Source organism: Frankia sp. R43 (assembly GCF_001306465.1).
GTDB classification, from domain to species: Bacteria; Actinomycetota; Actinomycetes; order Frankiales; family Frankiaceae; genus Parafrankia; species Parafrankia irregularis.
The window spans coordinates 712,251-733,116 of the sequence record NZ_LFCW01000001.1; the positions used below are offsets into that span (position 1 = coordinate 712,251).

The window sequence follows — 20,866 nt, forward strand, 5'->3', positions numbered from 1 at the left end:
GTCCAGGCCAGCACCCCACACGCCGACACACCGACCACTGCGGGGCGAGGCATCGACGCGCGGCCGCGGACGCGACTTTCGTCCCACCACACACGCTACGTCCGTCCGGCCGGCGGGGGACGGATGGAAGACGTGACGATGAACGTTTTCTCCCGGACGCCCGGCCGGCCTCATCCTCCGTGGGAGGCCGCCTGCCTGCGCACCTCCTCGGCGTCGTGTTCAAGCCGGGTGCGCACCAGCGCCGCGACCAGCCGCGGGATGTCCTCGCGCTCGACCAGCGCGCTCAGTGTCCGGACGTCTCTGGGCAGCCCCAGGTCGCCCGCCGACTGCAACGCACGTTGATCCGCATAGGGCACCAGCTCGTCCCAGGCCGCCTGGGCTTCGCGCAGGAAGATGTCCGCGCCCACCGGCCCGATCCCCTTGATCTTCTGGAGCAGCAGCCGTTCACGTTCCGGCGTGTGGTCCGCCTCGTCCCGCAGGCGCCGGATGTCGCCGTCGTAGGTGTCCAGCAGATAGCCGCACGCGTCGGCGAGGATGCGCGAGGTGCTCTCGTCGTAGCGCGCATAGCCGCTCTGGTTGAGCACGCGGGTCCGGTCGGCCCAGCTCGTCTCGCTCATCGCGGCAGCGGTGGTGGTCCAGCCCTGCTCGCGCAACGCCCGGAAGGCGTCGACGGCGACTGACGTACGGATCCGCGCGCTCGCCAGCAGAGCGAAGAGCAACAGCTCGAACATCGCCTCGGCCGTGTCGGCGGGGACGTCCACACCGAGCTCGTCGGCGAAGGTGCGGCCGTGCCGCGCGAGCAGCTCTCCCACGACCACCTCGGGGTCTGTTCCAGCCATGAAGCTGGGTTACCCGCCGTCAGGCCGGCCGACGCTCGGCTGTCAAGCCCAGGTGCCCCCGATTCTCAGCCGGCCCGGACGTCTCAGCCGGCCCGGACGTCTCAGCCGGCCCAGAAGTCCTCGATCAGCCGGACGAGCTCGTGCGGCCGGTCGCTCTGTACCGAATGCCCCGCACCGGCCACCACGACGGTACGCATCGACGGCAGGCGGCGGCGGAACCGCTCGACGTCCTCGTCGTGCACGAACGGCGACTCGCCGCCCCGCACGAGCAGCAGCGGAGCGGTGATCGCGCCCACCTCCTCCCACAGCTGCCCCATGTCGAGGACACTGTTCTTTCCTGTGCTGGCGTTACCCAGGTCGTAGCGCCACGCCCACCGGCCGTCGGGCCGCTGGTAGGCGTTGTGACGCACTCCGCGGCGCACGCCCGACGCCGGGCGGTGCGGGCTGAGGCTGATCGCGGCCTGCGCCATCTGTTCGAACGAGTCGAAGGTGGGCGGGCCGCCGACCAGCGCCACCGCGCCACGCTGTGTCGTGCTCATCGCCTGGACTCTGGCGGCCGACTCCGGGGTGACGTCCACGAGCACCACCCGTGGGCACAGGTGCGGGCGGGTTGCCGCCAGGCGGATGGCGGTCGCGCCACCCAGCGACATCCCGACGACGAGCTGGGGTTTCGGCGCGACGGCCACCATGCCCGCCGCGATCGCGTCGGCGTTCGCCCACGGTCCGTAGTCCCGGTCCTGGCGCCAGGAGGAGTGCCCGTGCCCGGGCAGGTCGAAGGCGACCGCCGGACGGCCGAGCGCCAGCACCACCGAATCCCAGGTGTGGGCGTTCTGCCCGCCGCCGTGCAGGAAGACGACCTCGGGTTCGGCCGAGCCCCACCGCAGGTAGCTCAGCCGGCGCCCCGGCTCGATCTCGAGGTGACCGCGGCGGACGTCCGGCCTGCCATGGTGCGGAAGACCCAGCTCCTCGGCGTTCTCGTGGAGCAGCCCGAACTCGTCGTAGTCGATGGTGGCGTCAGGGTGCTCGACACCCGGCGCGTTCGTACCCGGCGCATCCGTCACGTTGCCGCCTCGCTCTCGTCACCGTCAGTTCGGTCGCCGGGAATCGCGGCCAAGGCTACCCGACGGTAGGTTCAAGGAGTTCAAGGAGAATGTAGGACCTGTCGGGCCTTTCACGTGTCGATCCGGGGCGCGCCGGAACGCCGGCCGGGATGACGGAGGGACACCATGAGCTTCAGTCTCGACCTCACCGACGAGCAGACGGAGCTGCGATCGTGGGTGCATGGCTTCGCCGAGGAAGTGGTGCGGCCCGCCGCCTCCGAATGGGACGAACGGGAGGAGACTCCCTGGCCGGTCATCCAGGAAGCGGCGAAGATCGGCCTCTACAACTTCGACACGCTGTCCACGCTCTGGTTCGAGCCGACGGGGCTGTCCCTGCCGATCCTGTCCGAGGAGCTGTTCTGGGGCGACGCGGGGATCGGCATGTCCATCATGGGCACCTCCCTCGCGGTCGCCGGGATCGCCTCCTCGGGCACGCTGGAGCAGGTCGGTGAGTGGGTGCCCGCCTGCTTCGGCGACGCCGCCGATCCGAAGGTGGCCGCGTACTGCGTCTCCGAGCCCCACGCCGGCTCCGACGTCTCGTCGATGCGGGTCCGAGCCCGTTATGACGAGGCCACCGACGAATGGGTCCTGAACGGCCAGAAGGCGTGGATCACCAACGGCGGCATCGCCAACGTGCACGTCGTCGTCGCCTCGGTGGACCCGGCGCTGCGGGCGCGCGGCCAGGCGTCGTTCGTGGTCCCCCCAGGCACTCCCGGCCTCAGCGCCACCCGGAAGATCAAGAAGCTGGGGCTGCGCGCCTCCCACACCGCCGACGTCTTCCTGGACGACGTCCGCGTCCCGGGGCGCTGCCTGCTCGGCGGCAAGGAGAAGCTGGACGAGCGGCTCGCCCGCGCCAGGGAGGGCACCGGTTCGGCGGGGCAGACCGCGCTGGCGACCTTCGAGATAAGCCGCCCCACGGTCGGTGCCCAGGCCGTGGGCATCGCCCGCGCCGCCTACGAGTACGCACTCGACTACGCCCGCGGCCGCGAGCAGTTCGGGCGCCCGATCATCACCAACCAGGCCGTGTCGTTCGCGCTCGCCGACATGCGGATGGAGATCGACGCGGCGCGCCTGCTGATCTGGCGCGCGGCCTGGATGGGGCGCAACGAACGCGAGTTCACGGCCGGCGAGGGCTCGATGTCGAAGCTGAAGGCCGGCGAGGTCGCGGTATGGGTGACCGAGAAGGCCGTCCAGATCCTCGGCGGAGCCGGCTACAGCCGCGAACACCCCGTCGAAAGAATGTATCGAGACGCAAAAATTTACACTATTTTCGAGGGTACGTCGGAAATTCAGCGGCTCGTGGTCGCCCGAGCGATCTCCGGAATGCGCCTGTCCTGACCCTTCCGCCGACCGACGCGTCCCCACCACCGCGACCGGCGCTGTCGCTCTGTCACTGGACAAGCTCCGAAGATTCTGATCGCCGGGGAGTCGGCCACAGGATCGCGAGCTTCGCGTTGGCCGCCATGCCGGCGGGCAAGCATTGAGGATTTTGGTTACGAGAACGACCAAAATCCTCACCTCCTGTCGATCACCACGTTACCCCGCACCCCTTTCGCGCCTTTTGTTACAAATTTTCGGAGCGGTGCGGCGACACGGATCCCCCTTAAGGATCATCACAGCTCCCGCCGCCAGTCGACGACAGACTCCGGGGCGACGAACACCCTCAGCCCCTCGAACCGCCGTCCCGAGCCCCCGACACCCAGACGGGGCGGCGACCCGAGGCCCGATGGGGCCAGCCAAAGCCGGACACCCTACCGAAATAATATCTCTATACAAGAAAATTTATACCATTTTCGACGATCCCCCAGAGATTCGACAGCCAAAAGCAACCCGGGCGACCTCAGGAATGCGACCGTCTCGACCCGGAACACCGCGACCACCGGGCGCGACACCCGCACACAACACCTGACCGACGAAAGATCCATCAGTCATCCACGATGGCACCTCGGAGGCCGCGGCAGAGGCGCCGCTCGCCGCACCAGTCGCCGCAGAACAATTTTCCCCGCGAGATGGACAAAAACCGGCAAGCTACGAGGTTCGACGGCGCAGTTCCGTCTTGGATCAGACTTGTCGGACCGCCGATGCGGGACGGGGAGGGTGTTCGGGGGCACCTGCCGCGTCGGCGGTCCGACCGCGACCGACCGCGAAGCACCAGCCCCAGCGCCGCTGGTGACCGCGGTCGTGTCATCCCCGGCCGACTCATCCAGGCCGATTCATCCTGGTCGTCTCGTTCAGGTCCGCTGCCTCCCGTGTTCTTCCGCGTCTGGATACGCCGAAGCCGGCGGGCCCGGGAACCGGCCATCGGAGCGGGATCCATCCCGCGCAGCGCCGAATTGTCGGTGGCGCCCGCTACGTTCACGCCATCGGGGAACGGCCCGACCACCAGGAGCAGTCGATGGTCGCCGGCCGCTACAGATGACGACGATCGGGAGCGATGCAGTGACGGACATGGCGGCCTTCGCTGGCCCTCCGGACCCTGCTCAGTACTGGGCGACCCGCAGGCCCCTGCCCGTCGACAGCGGCCCTGCCTCGGCCGCCGATCGGATGCAGGCTCCGGCACCGGTGCTGGCTGCTCTCGCGGTGGCCGTCGCGGCGGTGCTGCCAGATCTCGCCGGGCGGGTACCGCTCGGGCCGGCCGCGAAGCTCGGGCGCCTCCGTGTGCAGGCAACCGAGGCCGGCATCCGGCCGGGATCGCGGCGGGCCGGGGCACCCCTACCTCCACGACCATGGCCGCGCGGCGTTCAGACCGGCCAACTCGGGTCGGTGCAGCCGAGGCCCGCACCCGCCCCGCGCGCGCCCGGGCCAGAGGTGGTCGTGCCGCCGTGGCCGGCAGGCTCCGCAGAGTCGCCTGTCGTGCGGGCTCTGCGCGCGCTCGGGTCGCCACTCGTCAACCGTCTGCTCGGCGCGCTGGAGCTGGCCGTCGACGTCCTCCCCACCGCGGGCGCCCCGACCGGGGTGGCCGGGCTCCTGCCGCCTCCGCCGTCGGGCTCGGTTCTCTACGCCGGTGTCTATGTCGGCGAGGACGATGAGGCGGGCCGGGCCGTCATCACTCTCGATCAGGTCCGTCGCGGCGCGACCACGCTGGTGACGGACCTGGCCTGGGCACTGGCCGGGCATCCTCAGATCGCACCGCTGCTGACCGCCGCACCCGACGCACCCACGCCCACGCCCGACGCACCCGCACCAACCGTGCCGACCCGGGACGCGGCCGCTGCCGCTGCCGAGGCGGCGGTGGCGGCGCGGCATGGTGCGGCCCATCTCGCCCTCGGGGTGGCCACCGCGGCCGTGGTGCTGCGCGAGCTGGCCGTGCCCGGCGTCGGAGCCGACGCACCGGCAGTGATCGGTGTCGGGCTGGGCGCGGCGGTCGAGCTGCTGACCAACACACCGATGCCGCCCGCCTACGCGCAGGCGGCCCTCGCCAGGCGGCGCGCCGAGTACCTGCTGCCACGCACGGCGCACGGGCAGGTCCAGCTGGCCGGGCACTGCTTCGGCCTGCTCGAGGGCGCCTTTCCGGTGGCTGCGGTTCCCGGGGACGGTGCCTTCGCCGGCAACGGCCTGGTTCAGGTGGTCCCTGGCGGTGCTGTCATCCGGGCCGGTTCCGCCGCCGCGGTCGTCCACGTGACCATCAAGGTCCTCGCGGGTCCACCGGAGCAGGTCGAGGTCGTCGGGTGGGACGAGGTCGTCGATGTGAGCTGGACCGCAGCGGCCGGCGCGGCCTCGGTACTGGGCCCGGCACAGCCCGGGGAGCCGGTGGAGCCGGGCGGTCTCGCGCAGCAGACGCCCCCCTGGCCCGGCGAGTACCGGCTGCGGGTACACGCAACGGGCCGCGACGACGCGGTGGAGGCGGCGGACGCGGGGGCGGCGGACGCGGGGGCGGCGGACGCGGGGGCGGCGGACGGTGACGTCGCCGCGACGCAGGCACTGGCGCCGGCCGGCGGATACATCGTGAGCCGCGCCGAGTCATACCTGCTGACGGTGTGGGCTGCGCCGGCCACCGCCCCGATCGTGCACAAGCGGACCGACAGCCTCGGTTACCGGCTTCGCGGGGAGCAGGAGCCGGTAACCCCGCCGCGGCCGGAGAAGACCTACTCCTGGATCGGGCGGAGCGGCCTGAGCGAGGCCGCCACCATCACCGTGATCACCGGCCTGGGTCTCGATGACGTGGTGCGTGCCTTCCAGGCCGACCCGCAGTCGGCCACGACCCTGCAGTCGGCCCGGGACCAGGCCGGCCACCGGTTCTCGGTGTCCTTCCTCGCCGTGGACGGCGCCGTGCTCGCCGTCGAGGACAACGGCTTCATGGGCAGCGCCGCCGAGGTACTGCGCCCGCTGTCTGCGCAGGGCCGCGCGGCCAGCATCTTCTGGAACATCAACGCGGTCCGACGGCTCAACCTTGCCGCGGGCGGCGAGCTGCTCGCCACGCTGGAGCTTCCCCACGACGGCCCGGTGCCCGCCGCCGCGGCTCCTTACCTCGCCGACCTGGACCTGGCCGACTACCGTGACGGGGCCGCCAAGGGCCTGGCCGCCGTCGCACGCTTCACCGGATACCAGGTCCGGCCGGCCGACCTCACCCGCATCGAAGAAGCCGACCGCGCCTACCTCATCCGGTCGTAACGCCCCGACACCCGCCTGAGGCTCGCCGCCGGAGGCTCGCGGCCGGAGGCTCGCGGCCAGCACCGTGCGCCGGCATGGTGCTGGCCAGCACCATGCACTCCAGCACCATGCACTCCAGCACCGCGCAGCCGGCGACGCCCTCCTGCCGGCATCGCCCCACACCGGCAGGAGGGCGAAAAGAGCCAGTCTGCTCGTTGCGGAAGGACTGGGCGCAGACAGCTTCCGGACAGCGGGGTCGGTGCACCGCCATCACCGCGCCCGCATACAGTGTTGCCTGTTCGCGGCGATTTCCTTTCCGGATTCCGCCGGAACGGTACGGCGGCCGCTTGTGGTGGCATTGTTTACGGCAGGATCAGGAACCGGAACGCGGCGGCGGCCCTCCTGCGGTGAGGCACCGAACCCCGCCGCCACAGGTGAGGGTGAATTCGATGTCATCGGATGCCGGCGTGACCGCCCGCACCACTCCGCTCGGCAGTGGCGACCCTCGCCAGCTGGGTTCCTACCAGCTGCTCGGCAAGCTCGGCCAAGGCGGCATGGGCACGGTCTACCTGGGCCGGTCGCAGCAGGGCCGACTCGTCGCGATCAAGGTGATTCGTGCCGACGTGGCGGACAACCCCGAGTTCCGTGCCCGGTTCTGGTCGGAGGCGGAGACCGCGCGCAAGGTCGCCCGGGTCTGCACCGCGGAGGTGCTCGAGGCCGAGCCGCACGCCCCGCAGCCGTACCTCGTCACCGAGTTCATCGAAGGCGAGACGCTGGCCCGGTTCATCGCCCGCAACGGCCCGCTGGCCGCCGCCAACCTCGAGCAGCTCGCGGTCGGTGTCGCCGCGGCACTCACCGCGATCCACCGCGCCGGCATCGTGCACCGCGACCTCAAGCCGTCGAACGTGGTGCTCTCCCCGTTCGGCCCCCGCGTCATCGACTTCGGCATCGCGCGCGCCCTCGACGCCGCGACGAGCATCACCGGCGACCTCCAGCAGCTCGGGACGCCCGCCTTCATGTCCCCGGAGCAGATCCAGGGCGGGGCGGTCACCCCGGCCGTCGACATCTGGGCCTGGGGTGGTCTGGTCACCTTCGCCGCGACCGGCCGTTACCCGTTCGGGGAGGGCACCTCCCAGGTGCTGCTCTACCGGGCACTGAATGACGATCCCCAGCTCGACGGCATCGACCCGGCGCTGCGTCCCATCGTCTGGCAGGCGATGCGCAAGGATCCGGCGGGCCGGCCCTCCGCGCAGCAGCTGATGCTCCGCCTGCTCGGTGACTCCGCCGCGGACCCGGACGCCACCGTCGACCCGAGCCAGGTCACCCACGTTCTCGAAGGCTGGGACCTTCAGGCCGCCGCCGGTGCCGCGCTCGGCGCCACGCCGACGCCCCGGTCGCCGACGACCGACCCGCGGGCAGGCACGGGCCGGCACGCCACGGCCGGCACGCAGACCCCGGATGACCGCACCGCCGTCACCGCCCTGGCCAGCGGCGCCGGAGTCCGGGCCGGAACGGGCCCCGGGGCCGGCACCGAGACCGTCGATACTCCGACTCAGTCGCGGACCCGGGTCGGTGGATCGCCCACGGGCGGCAGGCGCCGTACCGCGATCGCCGTCGGCGGCGCCGCGGCCGCGGTCGTGGTGGCGGTCGCCGCCATCCTGATCACGCAGACCGGCGGCGACAAGAAGGACGACACGACCACCGTCGCCGGCAGCAGCAGCGCACCGCCACAGAAGTTCGCCCTGCCGCAGGCGAAGGTTCCGCTCGATACCGAGACGATGGTCTTCGCCACCAAGGACAGCGGAAACTACGACCTGTACACCGGCCGGCTGCCGGACCAGGGCGAGCTCACCCCCGTCAAGAAGATCACGACCGCGCCCCAGGACGAGCTGCTGCCCTCGATCAGCAGGGACCGCCGGACGGTCGTCTTCTTCCGCAAGGAATCCGAGACCGAGAACGCCCTGTACGCGGTGGCAGCGGACGGTTCGCAGGACCCCGTCAAGCTGTTCACCAGCGGTAAGGCCACGAGCCTGACCATCGCCGACGACGCCCGGCCGTCTCTTTCTCCTGATGGGAAGTTCGTCGTCGTCAGGTCGACGACGAACGCGGACGGCCTGCCGGACGCCGGGCTGTACGTAGCCAAGCTCGACGGCAGCCAGGTCTTCCGACTCAACACCGCACAACAGGCGACCGACCCGGCCTGGTCACCGAGCGGCGAGCGCATCGCCTACTGGGCCTCCGAGTCGGAAAGCGACCGGGGCTTCATCGTCACGATCCTGGCCACGCCCACCGCCACCCCGACACCGCTGACGAAGGGGCAGGGCAATCGTGATGCCGACCCGACGTTCTCCCAGGACGGCCAGCGAATCGCCTTCAGCCGCCAGGAGAAGGACGGGGATCTTGAGATCTACCAGATGAACACTGACGGCACCCAGGTCACCCGGGTCACCGCCGAGAAGGGGCAGGACCAGGACCCCGCCTACTCCCCCGACGGCAAGTGGCTGGTGTTCACCGGCGAGCGGGGTGGTGCGCCCCGCAGGATCTTCCTCACGGACCCGGCTGACACGACCACGCCGGATCGTCAGCTGACGACCGTTCCGAGCTTCCACGTCCGCTGGTCGACCGGCTGATCTCGCCACCGCCACGGCCGGGCCGGTGCACCTGATCGGCCTGGTCAGCGTCGCCGGGCACGGCCATGCCGGCCTGGACCAGCCGCCAGAACTCCGGACCCCCACCCGGCCCGGCGCCACCGTCATGGCGCCGCAGGACAGCGTCCTTGAGAGCCACGAAGTGAGGGGAGGGATCGGCTCCCGGCCGGCCCTCCCCCACCGGCACGGCGGCCCGAGGTGGGTGCCCGCCGGCTTCCCGCAGCCAGCCGTGGCGCAGCACCGCCCGCAGCATCGGCACGGCGATCGCTCGATCCAGCCACAGGACGACGTCCTGCAGGGTGCGGTGCACCGCTGTGACGGTGATACCGCCCAGATCGGTCACCTCTGGCGGGGACAGTGTCATGAGATGGCGGCGGCAGCCGCGCCGACGCCGCACCGCAACCGCGGGATCCTCGAACGCGACATCCACCGGCTCCGCGGCCTGCCACGGCGGTAGGCCGGGGACGCCGTGCAGCCGGGCCGCGGTCAGTAGGCAGATCACGCCGCCCGCGGCGGCGAGTGCGGCTCGGGCATACGCACGCACCCGGTCGCGCACGGGCGGGACGAGCAGGGTTCCCCGGATCGGAGCCCACCAGCCACCCGTGCGCCGGCGCGAGGCGATCGCGGCGTCGGACATGCCGAGCCGCCGGGCCTCGCACCGGGTGACCATGTCGTCCTGCCGGCGGGCGAGGGCGACGACGTGTGCGTAGGCATCGGGCATGGGCCGAGTCTGCGGCGCCGAGCGGCGCCCGGGCGGCCGACGCCGGCCGCTGTGGACGAACGAAAGTGGAACCGGCTTATCCACCGCGCCCGCGCCCGCGCGGCTCGCGGGAGCAGCGGACGTCGGCGGACCGGCGACCGGCGGGCCCGCGGACCCGCGACCGGCTCGCCGGGCACCGGCTACCGACTATCGGCCACCGACGCCGTCTGCCCGCCGCCCGGGAGCGGGAACGCCGAAGGGGCGACGCCCGCCCGCATGGTGCCGGGTGAGCGTCGCCCCTTCGGATTCGTTGCTGTGACCACCCACGGCGGCCCGCCGCGGGCGAGCCCGCGTCAGCGCGTGGGAGCGGCGGCCGGGCGGCGCTTGTTGGTCTTCGGGTCCATCCTGCGGACGAGCAGGGAGGTGATCACTACGCAGACGACGCCGACGGCGAGCGCACCCCCCATGTCGATCGCGAACTGGGTGGTCGTGAACCTGTAGAGCGGGTCGGCCGGGAAGTCCGGATTCAGCGGGCCTCCGAAGCCGGAGATCTTGTTCAGGTCGATCACCGAGGACAGCCCCGCGAATCCCCATCGTGCGGGCGCGATCCAGCTGGCCTGCTCCAGGCCGGCCGTTCCCTCCGCGGGCACCAGACCGCCGGAGAACACCAGCTGGGCCATCGTGATGAGCACCAGCAGCGGCATCGTCTTGTCCGCGTTGTCGACCAGTGCCGAGATGACCAGACCGAGCATGGCGGAAGCCAGTGACAGCGCGATCACGGCGACCATCGCCTCGAAGAACGGGAAGCCGAACAGGCCGTCGCCCATCTTCCGGCCGGCGAGACCGATTGTCGTGAACACCGCGGCCTGCAGGGTGGTGATGAGGATCAGCACCACGATCTTCGAACCGATGTAGGCCGTTCTGGACAGACCGATCGCCCGTTCTCGGCGATAGATGGGTCTCTCCTTGACGATCTCTCGCACCGAGTTCGACATACCCATGAAACAGGCACAGAGAGTCAACACCAACAGCACGGTTGGCGCGTCTCTGTTGGGCCCGTCAGCCACCACCTCCAAGTCCCCGGGAATCGCTCTGGGAATGGCTCCCAGCAGGAACGGGAAGGCGATGATCAATCGGAGATAGGACTTGTCGGAGGCGACGACGGCCATCATTCGTCTACTCAGCGTGACAAGCTGGGAGACCACCGACTGCTGCCGGATCGACGGCAGGTCCTCCGGCGCGGGCCGCGCGGAGGGCGCCGTGACCGACGCCGGCACGTAGTACCGCGACTGGCGGAAGCGGGCCGCGGACTCGGCGCCCGGGGTCGCCTCCAGCGTGAGGAAGACGTCGGGGTAGTCCCTGGCCTGGAAGAAGGGCAGCGCGTCCGCCGGCGGGCCGAAGTAGGCCACGTAGCCGCCGGGCGCCAGGACCAGGACGTAGTCGCAGAGGTCGAGCTGGGCGACGCTGTGCGTGACGACGATGACCGTTCGGCCGTCGTCCGCCAGCTTGCGCAGCGACTCCATGACGTTCTTGTCCATGCCCGGGTCGAGGCCGGACGTCGGCTCGTCCAGGTAGAGCAGGGTCGGCTTGGTCAGGAGCTCCAGGGCCACCGACGTCCGCTTCCGCTGGCCACCGGACAGCCTCGAGACCTGGGTGTTCGCGTGGTGGGTCAGACCCAGCTCGGCGAGCACCTCGTCAACGCGCTGACGGCGCTCGGCCTTCGTCGTGTCGGGCGGGAACCGCAGCTCCGCACCGAACTCGAGCGCCTTGCGGACGGTCAGCGAGGTGTGCAGGAGGTCCTCCTGCGGCACGTAGCCGATCCGGCGGCGCAGTTCGTCGTACTCGGAGTACATGTCCCGGCCGGCGTAGCGGACGTTGCCCTTGTCGGCGGGACGGAACCCGGTCAGCGCGTTGAGCAGCGTCGACTTGCCGGCACCCGACGGGCCGACGACGCCGAGCAGCGCACGCCCGGGAAGCTTGAAGGTCATGTCGTGCATGAGCTGCTTCTCGCCGGCCCAGACGTTGAGGGCGTCGACCTCGAAGCTGACGTCACCGGAGTCGAGGTACTCGACGAGCAGGTCGCCTTCGAGCTGGAAGACGTGGTGGCCGACGGCGATCACGTCGCCCTGGTTCACGTTCGCCCGGTTGATACGACGGCCGTTGACGAAGACACCGTTCGCGGACTCGAGGTCGGCGATCTGCAGGCCGGAGCGGCCGATGTAGAGCTCGGCGTGCCGCCGTGACGCGAGCAGGTCGGTGATGACGATGTCGTTGTCGCGGGCGCGGCCCATCGTCATCGTTCCCGGGCGCAGCCGGTAGGTGGTCCGCCGCTCGTGCTCCTGGTCGAGGCTCGTCGAGCCGGACGGGGTCTGCGCCGGGTCGTAGCCCTGCTGCGGGGCGCTGCCGCGGCCGGCCGGTACGCCCTGCCCCACCTGAGCCGACTGCCCACGCCCGCCGCCCTGGCCTCGGGTCGGCGCGGTGGGCCGCGGCGGCTGGTAGTTGCTGGAGCCCGGGAGCATGGTCTCCATCTCGTAGGCGCCCGGGTCGTAGTCGCTCTCGCCGTACCCGCCGCGGCCGGCCGGGAACTCGGGCATGACGACGACCTCGGGGCCGCTGGGCGTGCCCAGCCTGAACCGGACCTCGCCCTGGACGCTCACCGACTCGGGCATCCGCTGCCCGTCGACCCAGGTGCCGTTGGAGCTGATGTCGCGGACGGACCAGCCGGCGCCCGTCTGCTCGACCAGGAGATGCCGGCGGGAGACGCGACTGTCCGCGATGACGTAGTCCGCGGTACGGGCCCGGCCGATGATGAACGGCTCACCTGCAGGCACAGTGGCGGCACCGGCCTCGGTGACGACTCTCAGATACGTCGTCTGCACGTCTCTCCCCCTTCGCGACGGGACGCAGGCCGGGATGCCCCGCCGAAACCCTCTTCAGCACGTCGTCCGGATCGGTCTCCGAACAGGACGGGCAACGGTGCCACCACCGATGGATCCTCACTACCTTGACCGATCTTGCGGGATGTCGCAGATCGTAGCGTTGCGCACCGACCTTGATCCAGCCCGGGTGACGCGGACACCGTCGAGCGGACCGCCTCAGCCGATTCTGGGGTCGACACCTCTAACCTTCCTCACGTCGTTCGTTCACGCCCGGAGCCTTTCCTATCCTGCCGGCACCGGATCCGTGACCGGGTGTGGCAAGTCAGGCACGGCCACCGACGAGGCGAGCCGCTCCGCGCGCCACCGACAATGCCCGCTGGGAACTGTCGGAAGCTACTTCTGTCGCCGATCTGACCCGCTACCGTACGCGCCCGACCGAGGGGCCGGGCGGCCGATCGCACCGGCCGTCGGGAGGCCCGCACCGGCGCCGCCTCGGCTCGCCGCGGTGAGCCGAGGCCGCCGTAGCGATCCTGGCGGACGCTCATCCGCACCCCCGAAAGGGGGACCAAATCGGATGATCCACCCAGATCGACCACACCGCGTGTCTCATTTGCCGCCGGTCGACTCGGGAGCCGCCGGGAGCGTGACGTCCTTCGCGGTTGCGGTCAGTGACAGCCCGTCCGCCCCCGTCGATGCCTGGACGATGTTCAGGTCGAACGGGAGCCCCGCGATCGGGATGGGAATCGAGTCAATGGAGACGCCGCCCGGCAGCGGGATCTCGAACCCAAGCACCTTGATCTCGGACGGAATGAGGGTGAGCTTGTTCTCGTCGACCTGGAAGGTGGTCACACCGCCGACCTGCTGGCCCGCGACACTCGCCGAGATCTCCACCTTCTTGCCGCCGTCGACCGGCGTGACCTTGGTGGGTGGATCCTGCTTCGCCAGGTACGCGTTCAGGTCGTCATAACTGATCCGGACCGTCGCCCGGACATCGTCCACCGGGACCTCTCCGATGTTGTCGGAGATCGCGTCCTTGAAGGGGACATGAAGACCCTTCAGATTCGCGTCGACGGACGATATCCGCGGACCGGGCGTCGGAATTCCGTCGATCGTCACGCCGATGTTGGTGAACTTCCCGAACAGCACCTGGGTGAGGAACGGGAACCCGCCGATCGAGACCTTCCGCACCGTCGGCTGGGTGTCACCCGGCTCCAGGCTCGCCGCGACGCTTTCGGCGATCTGCTTTTCCATCTGGTCCTTGGCGATCGCGACCGCCACCCGGTCCGCCACGACGAAGAGCACCAGCAGGACCACGAGGACGAGCGTGAGAACGCGGCCACGACGCCGTTTGCGGCGGGCGGGCGGCCCGGCCGCCGCACCGTCGCCCTGACCACCTCGTCCCGGGTCGCCACCGGAACCTCCACCCGGCCCCCCGGGCGGCTGCTCGGCGCTCAGGCCCCCGGCCAGCACGTCGGCCTCCGCGGGACCACGACCCGCCTCACCGAACCCACCGCCGCCGGGCACCGGCCGGACATGGCCGCCGCTGTCGGTGTAGCTACCACCGGTGTGCGCGGGCCGGTCGTAACCGGGCCCCGGGCGCTCGAACGACGTCGTGGCCCGGTCGGGAGCCGGCGTCGGCGCCGACCAGTCGTAGCCCGGACCCGGCTGGCTCTGACCCGGAGCGGGCTGGTTGTACCCCGGGGCGGGCCGGCGGTCATAGCCGAGACCCGGAGCGAGGCCAGGCTGGGCATGCGGCCCGGACTGCTCGGGGGCCGCAGGCCGGCCACCGGCGGCCCGCGGGACACTCCCCCGCCGAACCACCGTGGTCGCATCGCCGACCACCGCATCGCCGAGCACCCCGTCGCCGAGCACCTGGGTCGCGCCGCCGGCCGGGTCGTCCTGATCACCCTCGTCCGCGGGGCGCACCGGGCGGCCGGGGCGAAACGCGTCCGCCGGCGGCGGCGGGCCCGCGGGCCGGGAGGAGGCGGCGGGCGGCGGGGGCGCCGAGGGGGCGCCGGGCCGAGCCCGACGCTGCACGTCCTGGGTCGGCCGGGTTCCGTGCTCCCTCCCGGCGGGCCCGCCGGGAGGCATGACATGGGTGACGTCCGCAGGGTCCTGCGCGTCGTCGTCGCCGCGGCCGTGGTTCACCGGAACATCTCCCGCTCCGCGCCGCACCGGGCCCCCCGGCATGGCGCCGCCGTGTCACAGTCGGTCATGTCGAAGAGCGTCCGACCCGCCAACCGGCGTCCAATCCGTCGGCCCATCAAAGGATGGTCGCACGTGGAAGGGGCGGACAGTGAAGTCGGGTGCGATCATCTGTGTCTCGCCCGTGTCGGATTTCCGACCCGCTGGCACACCAGTCACGCACCGTCCCGAGACTTCGTGACAAGCCGCCCAATCCGCTGACAGCGGGTAATGGGCAGAGCGGGCGCAGTGGCGGGCAGCGTCGAGGCAGGGCAGCGTGCGGCGGGCTCAGACCTCGAGGGGCAGCTGGGTGTTGGCTCGCCGCCGCCGCGCCGCCGGCGCGAGCCGGAACGCGGTGCCCCCCGGCGCGGCGAACGCGTCGAAGAAATGATCCGCGACGGCGTCGGGCAGCAGCGGTCCGGCGGGCCCGACCCGGCCGTCGATGACGACGGTGCGCAGACGGATGCCCTGTGCGGCAAGCAGCGGCGCCATCGACTCGCCCATCGCCGCGACGCCTGCCTTGCCGACCGCGAGCGCGAACCGGCCCGCCGCCGGCTCGCTGCGCGGGCCCGCGACCGTGAGCAGGATGGTCGCTCCCGGCCGGTCCGCCATCAGCGGCGCGGCGATCTGCACGGACATCAGCGCCCCGGTCACGTTCACCGCGAGTGTCTGGTTCATGGAGTCGGCCCGCACCGAGAAGGCCGTCCCCCGGATACTCAGCTTCGCGTTGTAGACGAGGACGTTGAGGCCACCGATCTCCGCCGCGAGCCGGCTGACCGCCGCCGAGAACGCACGTTGGTCGGTGACGTCGGCGACGGCGCCGGCGATCGGATGCCCCGCTTCGCCCAGTTCGGCGCTCACCCGGGAGATGGTGTCGGACGAACGGGAGATCATCCCGAGCGCGAAGCCCTCACCGGCGAACCTGCGCAGCAGCGCCGTTCCGAACGCGGCACCCGGGCCGACGACGACCAGCCCTCGGGTCGCCCCGGCCCCAGCCGCCGCCCCGGCCCCCGTCGCAGCCCCGGCCCCCGTCGTAGCCCCGGCGGCCCCTACCGCAGTCCCGGTCGCGCTGCCGTCCGCGGCATCCGTCGTGACCGCGCCGTTGTCCATGCAGCCATCCTGACGGGCGCCGACGGAGGCCGTGGCGCGATGTCCCTCATTCGCCCGGTCGGGGCCCCGATCCGGTGCTCACGCTGTCCCTCCGGCCTGCGTCCTCGACGCGACCGGCACGGCGGGCACGGGTCCGGGAGCGGCTTCGGCCGACCGTGCGACGCCCGGCGCGCAGCCCCTGGGTTAGCAGCCGGCGGCGCCGCGACACCCGGCCGCGGCCACCGTCGCCCCTGCGCTCGACCGGCCGGGCGCCGGCCGCGGCGCGACCGCGTCTGCCGGGGGCGGTGGTCGCGGCGGTGGCGGTGGCCGCCTCCGCGGCCGCCTGCCGGGCCGCCGCGTTCCTGGCTCGGGTGGGTGCGGCCTTGCGGTAGGCGATCATGAGCGCGGTCAGCACCAGGCCGACCACCATGGAGATCAGCAGCAGCGCCACAATGACGGCGGCGAATGTCCTCACCCGGCATATGTACCCCTGGTACCAGGTACGTCACTCCCCGGCGGTGAAGGTCGGCACCGAGGAGTGACCGGCGCCCACGGCGCTGCTCGGCCTGCGGCGCGGCGCTACTCGGCCTGCGGCGGAAGCAGAATGCCCGGGTTGAGGATGCCGGCCGGGTCCAGCGCGGCCTTCACCGCGCGCAGCACCGTGACGCCCACGTCCCCGATCTCGGCCCGCACCCAGGGTCGGTGCTCCGTCCCGACCGCGTGGTGATGGGTGATCGTCCCGCCGTTCGCCATGATCGCGTCTCCGGCGGCCTGCTTCGCCCGGCTCCAGCGGGAGATCGGGTCGGGTCCCTGGGCACAGACGATCGTGAAGTACAGCGATGCTCCAGCCGGGTAGACATGCGAGACATGGCACAGCACGACGGCCGGTGACCCGTCGGACTCGATGGCGTCGGTCACCGCCCGGCCGACGGCCGCGTACAGGCGCGCCACGTCCCGCCAGTAGGCGGCGGTCTCCAACGTCTCGGCGAGGATGCCCTCGTCGAGCAGCGCGTCGCGCAGATAGGGCGCGTGGAAGCGGCCGGCGAGCCAGTCCTGCCCCACTCTCTCGCCCAGCGGCAGGCCACCCGCGGCGGTGATCACCGTCCCGACGGCGGTGGCCCGCTCGGTCACGTCCGCGTCGCCCCCCTCGTAGCCGGTCAGCAGGTAGCAGCCGGCGATCACGGGCAGCGAGGTGGGGGTCACCGCCGACGTCGCCGGGACGGTCACATCCGTCCCGGCGGTGACGGCGTTGGCCAGGCCGGCGGCGGTCTCCACCTCGTCGGAGAGCCGGCAGACCGTGGGCAGCAGGTCCCGTTGGGCCAGCTCGCGCAGCAGATCCAGCCCGGCGGCCAGGTTCGCCACCCGCCAGCCCTCGAACCGGCGGCGCCGCGGCAGTGGCCGCACCCGGACCGTGACCTCGGTGATCACCCCGAAGGCCCCTTCGGAACCCAGCGCGAGCTGGCGCAGATCGGGCCCGGCGGCCGAGGCGGGCCCCCGCCCGGGCTCCCAGGTGCCCACCGGGGTCGCCACCCGAAGACCGGTGACGAGCTGGTCGAACCGGCCATAGCCGGCCGAGGCCTGGCCGCTGGAGCGGGTCGCGGCGAAGCCGCCGATCGTGGCGTACTCCCAGGACTGGGGAACATGCCCGAGGGTGAGCCCGTGCTCGGCCAGCAGCGCCTCCGCGGCCGGCCCACGCAGCCCCGCGCCCAGCACCGCCGTGCCCGACACCGGGTCGACCTCGCGCACGCTGTCGAGTCGGCGCAGGTCAAGAGCCACGACACCGATGTGGGTGTCCGCCGGACCATCGGCCGGCGACGTCCCGGCCGGTGTGCTCGGCACCAGCCCGCCGACGACGGACGTCCCACCGCCGAACGGGACGACGATCACCCGGTGGTGGGAACAGATCCGCAGCACGGCCAGGACCTGGGCGTGATCGGCGGGGACGACCACGACATCCGGCGCGTCCGAGGCGTCGCCGGCGCGTAGCCGCAGCAGGTCGACGGTGGAGCGCCCCCGGCAGTGGCGCACCCTCGCCTCGCGGTCCTCCAGCACGTGGTCGGCGCCCACGACGGCACGCAGTTCGATCAGCACCTCGACCGGGAGCCGCACCTGGGCGAGAAGGACGTCCGCGAGGTCCACCGGCGGGCTCGGGCGTGCCGCGATGCCGAGTGCGGCGAGCAGGTCGCGGACGGCGGCGGGCAGTGGATGGTGCGCCTCGGCCGCCCCCCAGCCCCACCAGACCGGGTCGCCGCCCGGTGCGTCGCTGTGCTCCCCCGACTCGGACGTCATCTGCGCTCCCGTGCCCGCTCGCCCGCTCTGCCTGGATCGAGACGGCGCCGTCGATACACTGTGACACCTGACGGCACAGTGTCACATACGATCGCTTCGGGAGCACCCTCAACACGGCAGGCCGGCACAGCGGCGGGGGGAGGAGCAGGACCGATGGATGGACCGACCCACCCACACGCCGGCACCGCCGCACCTACCGCCGCCCAGCGCCCCGCGACCTCAGTCGTTCCCGACGATGTCGTCCTCGACGCCGCGGCGGCGTTGTTGATGACCATCGGGGTGCGCCGGACGACCCTCGCCGAGGTCGCCCGGCAGGCCGGCGTCAGCCGGATGACGCTCTACCGCCGCTGGCCCGACCTGCGCTCGCTGGTCCGTGACGTGATGACCCGTGAATGGGCTCGGATCGTGGTGCCGGGTGCGATGGCAGCCGGCGACGGCGAGACCGGCACCGATCCGGCCGCGACGCGCGCCGAGCTGGTGCGTTCCCTGGTCGCGACCGCGCAGGCATTCCAGTCCAATCCGCTGTTCCTGCGGATCTGTGCCACGGACGGCGAACTGCTGGCGCCCTACATCCTGGAACGGCTGGGCACGACCCAGCTGCTCGTGCTCGACCTGCTCCGTGAGCGCCTCGCTGCGGCGCGGGCGGTCGGCGCCGTACGGGCCGGCGACCCGGCGGCCCAGGCGCGGATGGTGCTGTTGGCGACGCAGTCGTACGTTCTCTCCGCGGGCGCGCTGGGCGACGAGGTGGCCAGGGAGACCCTGGCACACGAGCTGTACCTGATGTTGGACGGATATCTGTCACCACCGGATCCGGAAGGTCCTCCTCCGGTCGTCGAGGGCCCACCGCCAGGCGGGAGCCGGCCGGCCGAGCATCGCGAGCACCCTGGAGCGCAGAAATGACCGGTCTTCTCGAACGCGCGTCGCTGACCGCCGAGCGCCGCACCCGCGAGCTGGCCGAGCTGGCGGGCGGTGAGGTTGTCGACCTCCTCGTCGTCGGCGGCGGCGTCACCGGCGTCGGGGTGGCGCTCGACGCGGCTTCACGTGGGCTGTCCGTCGCCCTGGTAGAGGCCGGTGATCTCGCTTTCGGCACGAGCCGGTGGAGCTCGAAGCTGGTGCACGGCGGGCTGCGCTATCTCGCCTCCGGCGACCTGCGGCTGGCGCGGGAAAGCGCGGCCGAGCGCGAGATCCTCATGCGCCGCACCGCGCCGCACCTGGTGCATCCGCTGCCGATCGTGCTGCCACTCACCCCGGACGTCCCGGCCACCTCGGCGCTGGTCACCCGCGCGGGCCTGGGCTTCGGTGATCTGCTGCGCCGCGGCGTCCGGACGCCGAGCACGGTGCTTCCGCCGCCGCGGCGGCTGTCCGCGGTCGAGACGCTGGGCATGGTCCCCGGTCTGCGCGAGGCGGGGCTTCGCGGTGGGCTTCTCTACTGGGACGGGCAGCTCGTCGACGACGCCCGGCTGGTCGTCACGATCGCCCGGACGGCGGCGGCGTTCGGCGCCCGGGTCCTCACCCGGGTCCGGGTCCTCGCGGTGCGGGACGACGCGGGCACGGGCCCGGACACAGACACGGGAACGGGCACCAGGACGGGAACGGGAGCGGGCGTGCGCTCCGGCGGTGGTCTCGGGCCCGCCCCGATCGCCGTCCAGGCACTCGACACCCTCACCGGGCGGCACTGCCGGCTACGGGCCCGTGCCGTGGTGAACGCGACCGGGGTCTGGGCGCCGGGCCTCGCGCCGGAGATCCGGCTCCGGCCCAGCCGAGGGACCCACCTGGTGCTGCCCGCGGCGGTCTTCGGCGGCACCCCCACCGCGCTGTCGGTGCCGATTCCCGGCGAGCGCAACCGGTACGCGCTGGTCCTGCCGCAGGGTGACGGCCGGGTGTACGTGGGTCTGACCGACGTGCCGACCGACGAGGTCACCGAGCAGCCCGTGCCGGACCACCAGGAGATCACCCAGCTGCTGAACGTGGTCTCCGGGGTTCTGGCCACCCCGGTGGATCGTGCCGACCTGCTGGGAGTGTTCGCCGGCCTGCGGCCACTGCTGGACGGACCGGACGGGCGCACGGCAGACCTGTCCCGCCGGCACACCGTCCATGTCGGGCCCAACCGGGTGATCACCGTGGTCGGCGGCAAGCTGACGACCTACCGGAGGATGGCCGAGGACGCGGTGGACGCCGCGGTCGCCCAGGCCAGCCTGGACGCCGGCCCCTGCCGGACGGGCCGGCTCCCGCTGGTTGGCGCGGCCTCCCGCCGCACGCTCGCCAGCGTGCCGGCCCCGCGCCGGCTGGTCGCCCGCTACGGCACCCAGGCGCCGGCCGTGCTGGAACTGGCCCGGCACGACCCGCGGCTGCTCGAGCCGGTCACCACCGGGGTGGACGTCACCCGCGCCGAGCTGGTCTTCGCCGTACTCCACGAGGGCGCCCTCGACGAGGGTGACCTGCTCGATCGGCGGACCCGCATCGGGCTCGTGCCCGCCGATCGAGCAGCCGCGCTCGACGCGGCCAGGGACGCCCTGTCCTACCGCGCCGCCCACACCAGCTGAGCCGC

The 20,866-nt window shown here is 72.1% G+C and carries 13 protein-coding genes; 5 read left to right on the top strand and 8 right to left on the bottom strand.

Annotated features, from left to right (window positions below):
* Positions 1-170: 170 nt before the first annotated feature.
* Both ACG83_RS02470 and ACG83_RS02475 read right to left on the bottom strand, forming a co-directional pair.
* Positions 171-839, bottom strand: a complete 669-nt coding sequence (locus ACG83_RS02470) for a hypothetical protein (RefSeq protein ID WP_054564517.1) — start codon at positions 837-839, stop codon at positions 171-173.
* A 101-nt stretch (positions 840-940) separates the two neighbouring features.
* Positions 941-1,900: an alpha/beta fold hydrolase gene (locus tag ACG83_RS02475; RefSeq protein ID WP_198955635.1), complete on the bottom strand. Its 960-nt coding sequence runs from the start codon at positions 1,898-1,900 to the stop codon at positions 941-943.
* Between the two features lie 165 nt (positions 1,901-2,065).
* Here ACG83_RS02475 and ACG83_RS02480 point away from each other — a divergent pair, with 165 nt between their 5' ends.
* From ACG83_RS02480 to ACG83_RS02490, 3 genes are all read left to right on the top strand, one after another.
* Complete coding sequence (locus ACG83_RS02480; RefSeq protein ID WP_054564518.1) at positions 2,066-3,277, top strand: acyl-CoA dehydrogenase family protein; 1,212 nt, start codon at positions 2,066-2,068, stop codon at positions 3,275-3,277.
* A 1,110-nt stretch (positions 3,278-4,387) separates the two neighbouring features.
* Positions 4,388-6,550, top strand: coding sequence for a DUF6461 domain-containing protein (locus tag ACG83_RS02485; protein WP_235497734.1), 2,163 nt, complete (start codon positions 4,388-4,390; stop codon positions 6,548-6,550).
* 428 nt (positions 6,551-6,978) lie between these two features.
* On the top strand, positions 6,979-9,159 hold the full coding sequence (locus ACG83_RS02490; protein ID WP_054564520.1) for a protein kinase: 2,181 nt from the start codon (positions 6,979-6,981) through the stop codon (positions 9,157-9,159).
* On the opposite strand, the gene ACG83_RS02495 is transcribed toward ACG83_RS02490, so the two are convergent.
* From ACG83_RS02495 to ACG83_RS02520, 6 genes are all read right to left on the bottom strand, one after another.
* Complete coding sequence (locus ACG83_RS02495) at positions 9,077-9,898, bottom strand: hypothetical protein (protein ID WP_054564521.1); 822 nt, start codon at positions 9,896-9,898, stop codon at positions 9,077-9,079. The two genes, ACG83_RS02490 and ACG83_RS02495, sit on opposite strands and share 83 nt — an antisense overlap.
* A 332-nt stretch (positions 9,899-10,230) precedes the next feature.
* Positions 10,231-12,756: an ATP-binding cassette domain-containing protein gene (locus tag ACG83_RS02500; protein ID WP_054564522.1), complete on the bottom strand. Its 2,526-nt coding sequence runs from the start codon at positions 12,754-12,756 to the stop codon at positions 10,231-10,233.
* 606 nt (positions 12,757-13,362) lie between these two features.
* Positions 13,363-14,904: a DUF2993 domain-containing protein gene (locus ACG83_RS02505; RefSeq protein WP_054564523.1), complete on the bottom strand. Its 1,542-nt coding sequence runs from the start codon at positions 14,902-14,904 to the stop codon at positions 13,363-13,365.
* A gap of 324 nt (positions 14,905-15,228) precedes the next feature.
* Positions 15,229-16,050 carry an SDR family oxidoreductase gene (locus ACG83_RS02510; protein WP_054564524.1) on the bottom strand — a complete coding sequence of 274 codons (822 nt, stop codon included), beginning with the start codon at positions 16,048-16,050 and terminating at the stop codon, positions 15,229-15,231.
* 46 nt (positions 16,051-16,096) lie between these two features.
* On the bottom strand, positions 16,097-16,504 hold the full coding sequence (locus ACG83_RS02515; protein ID WP_063792966.1) for a hypothetical protein: 408 nt from the start codon (positions 16,502-16,504) through the stop codon (positions 16,097-16,099).
* A 104-nt stretch (positions 16,505-16,608) separates the two neighbouring features.
* The gene (locus tag ACG83_RS02520) at positions 16,609-18,318 is read right to left on the bottom strand and encodes an FAD-binding oxidoreductase (RefSeq protein ID WP_054564526.1); all 1,710 of its coding nucleotides are present in this window, start codon (positions 18,316-18,318) and stop codon (positions 16,609-16,611) included.
* 153 nt (positions 18,319-18,471) lie between these two features.
* Between ACG83_RS02520 and ACG83_RS02525 the strand changes: the two genes are divergently transcribed.
* Both ACG83_RS02525 and ACG83_RS02530 read left to right on the top strand, forming a co-directional pair.
* Positions 18,472-19,218 carry a TetR/AcrR family transcriptional regulator gene (locus tag ACG83_RS02525; protein WP_054564527.1) on the top strand — a complete coding sequence of 249 codons (747 nt, stop codon included), beginning with the start codon at positions 18,472-18,474 and terminating at the stop codon, positions 19,216-19,218.
* Complete coding sequence (locus ACG83_RS02530; protein ID WP_054564528.1) at positions 19,215-20,861, top strand: glycerol-3-phosphate dehydrogenase/oxidase; 1,647 nt, start codon at positions 19,215-19,217, stop codon at positions 20,859-20,861. Before ACG83_RS02525 ends, ACG83_RS02530 begins: the two co-directional genes overlap by 4 nt.
* The last annotated feature ends 5 nt before the right edge of the window (positions 20,862-20,866 follow it).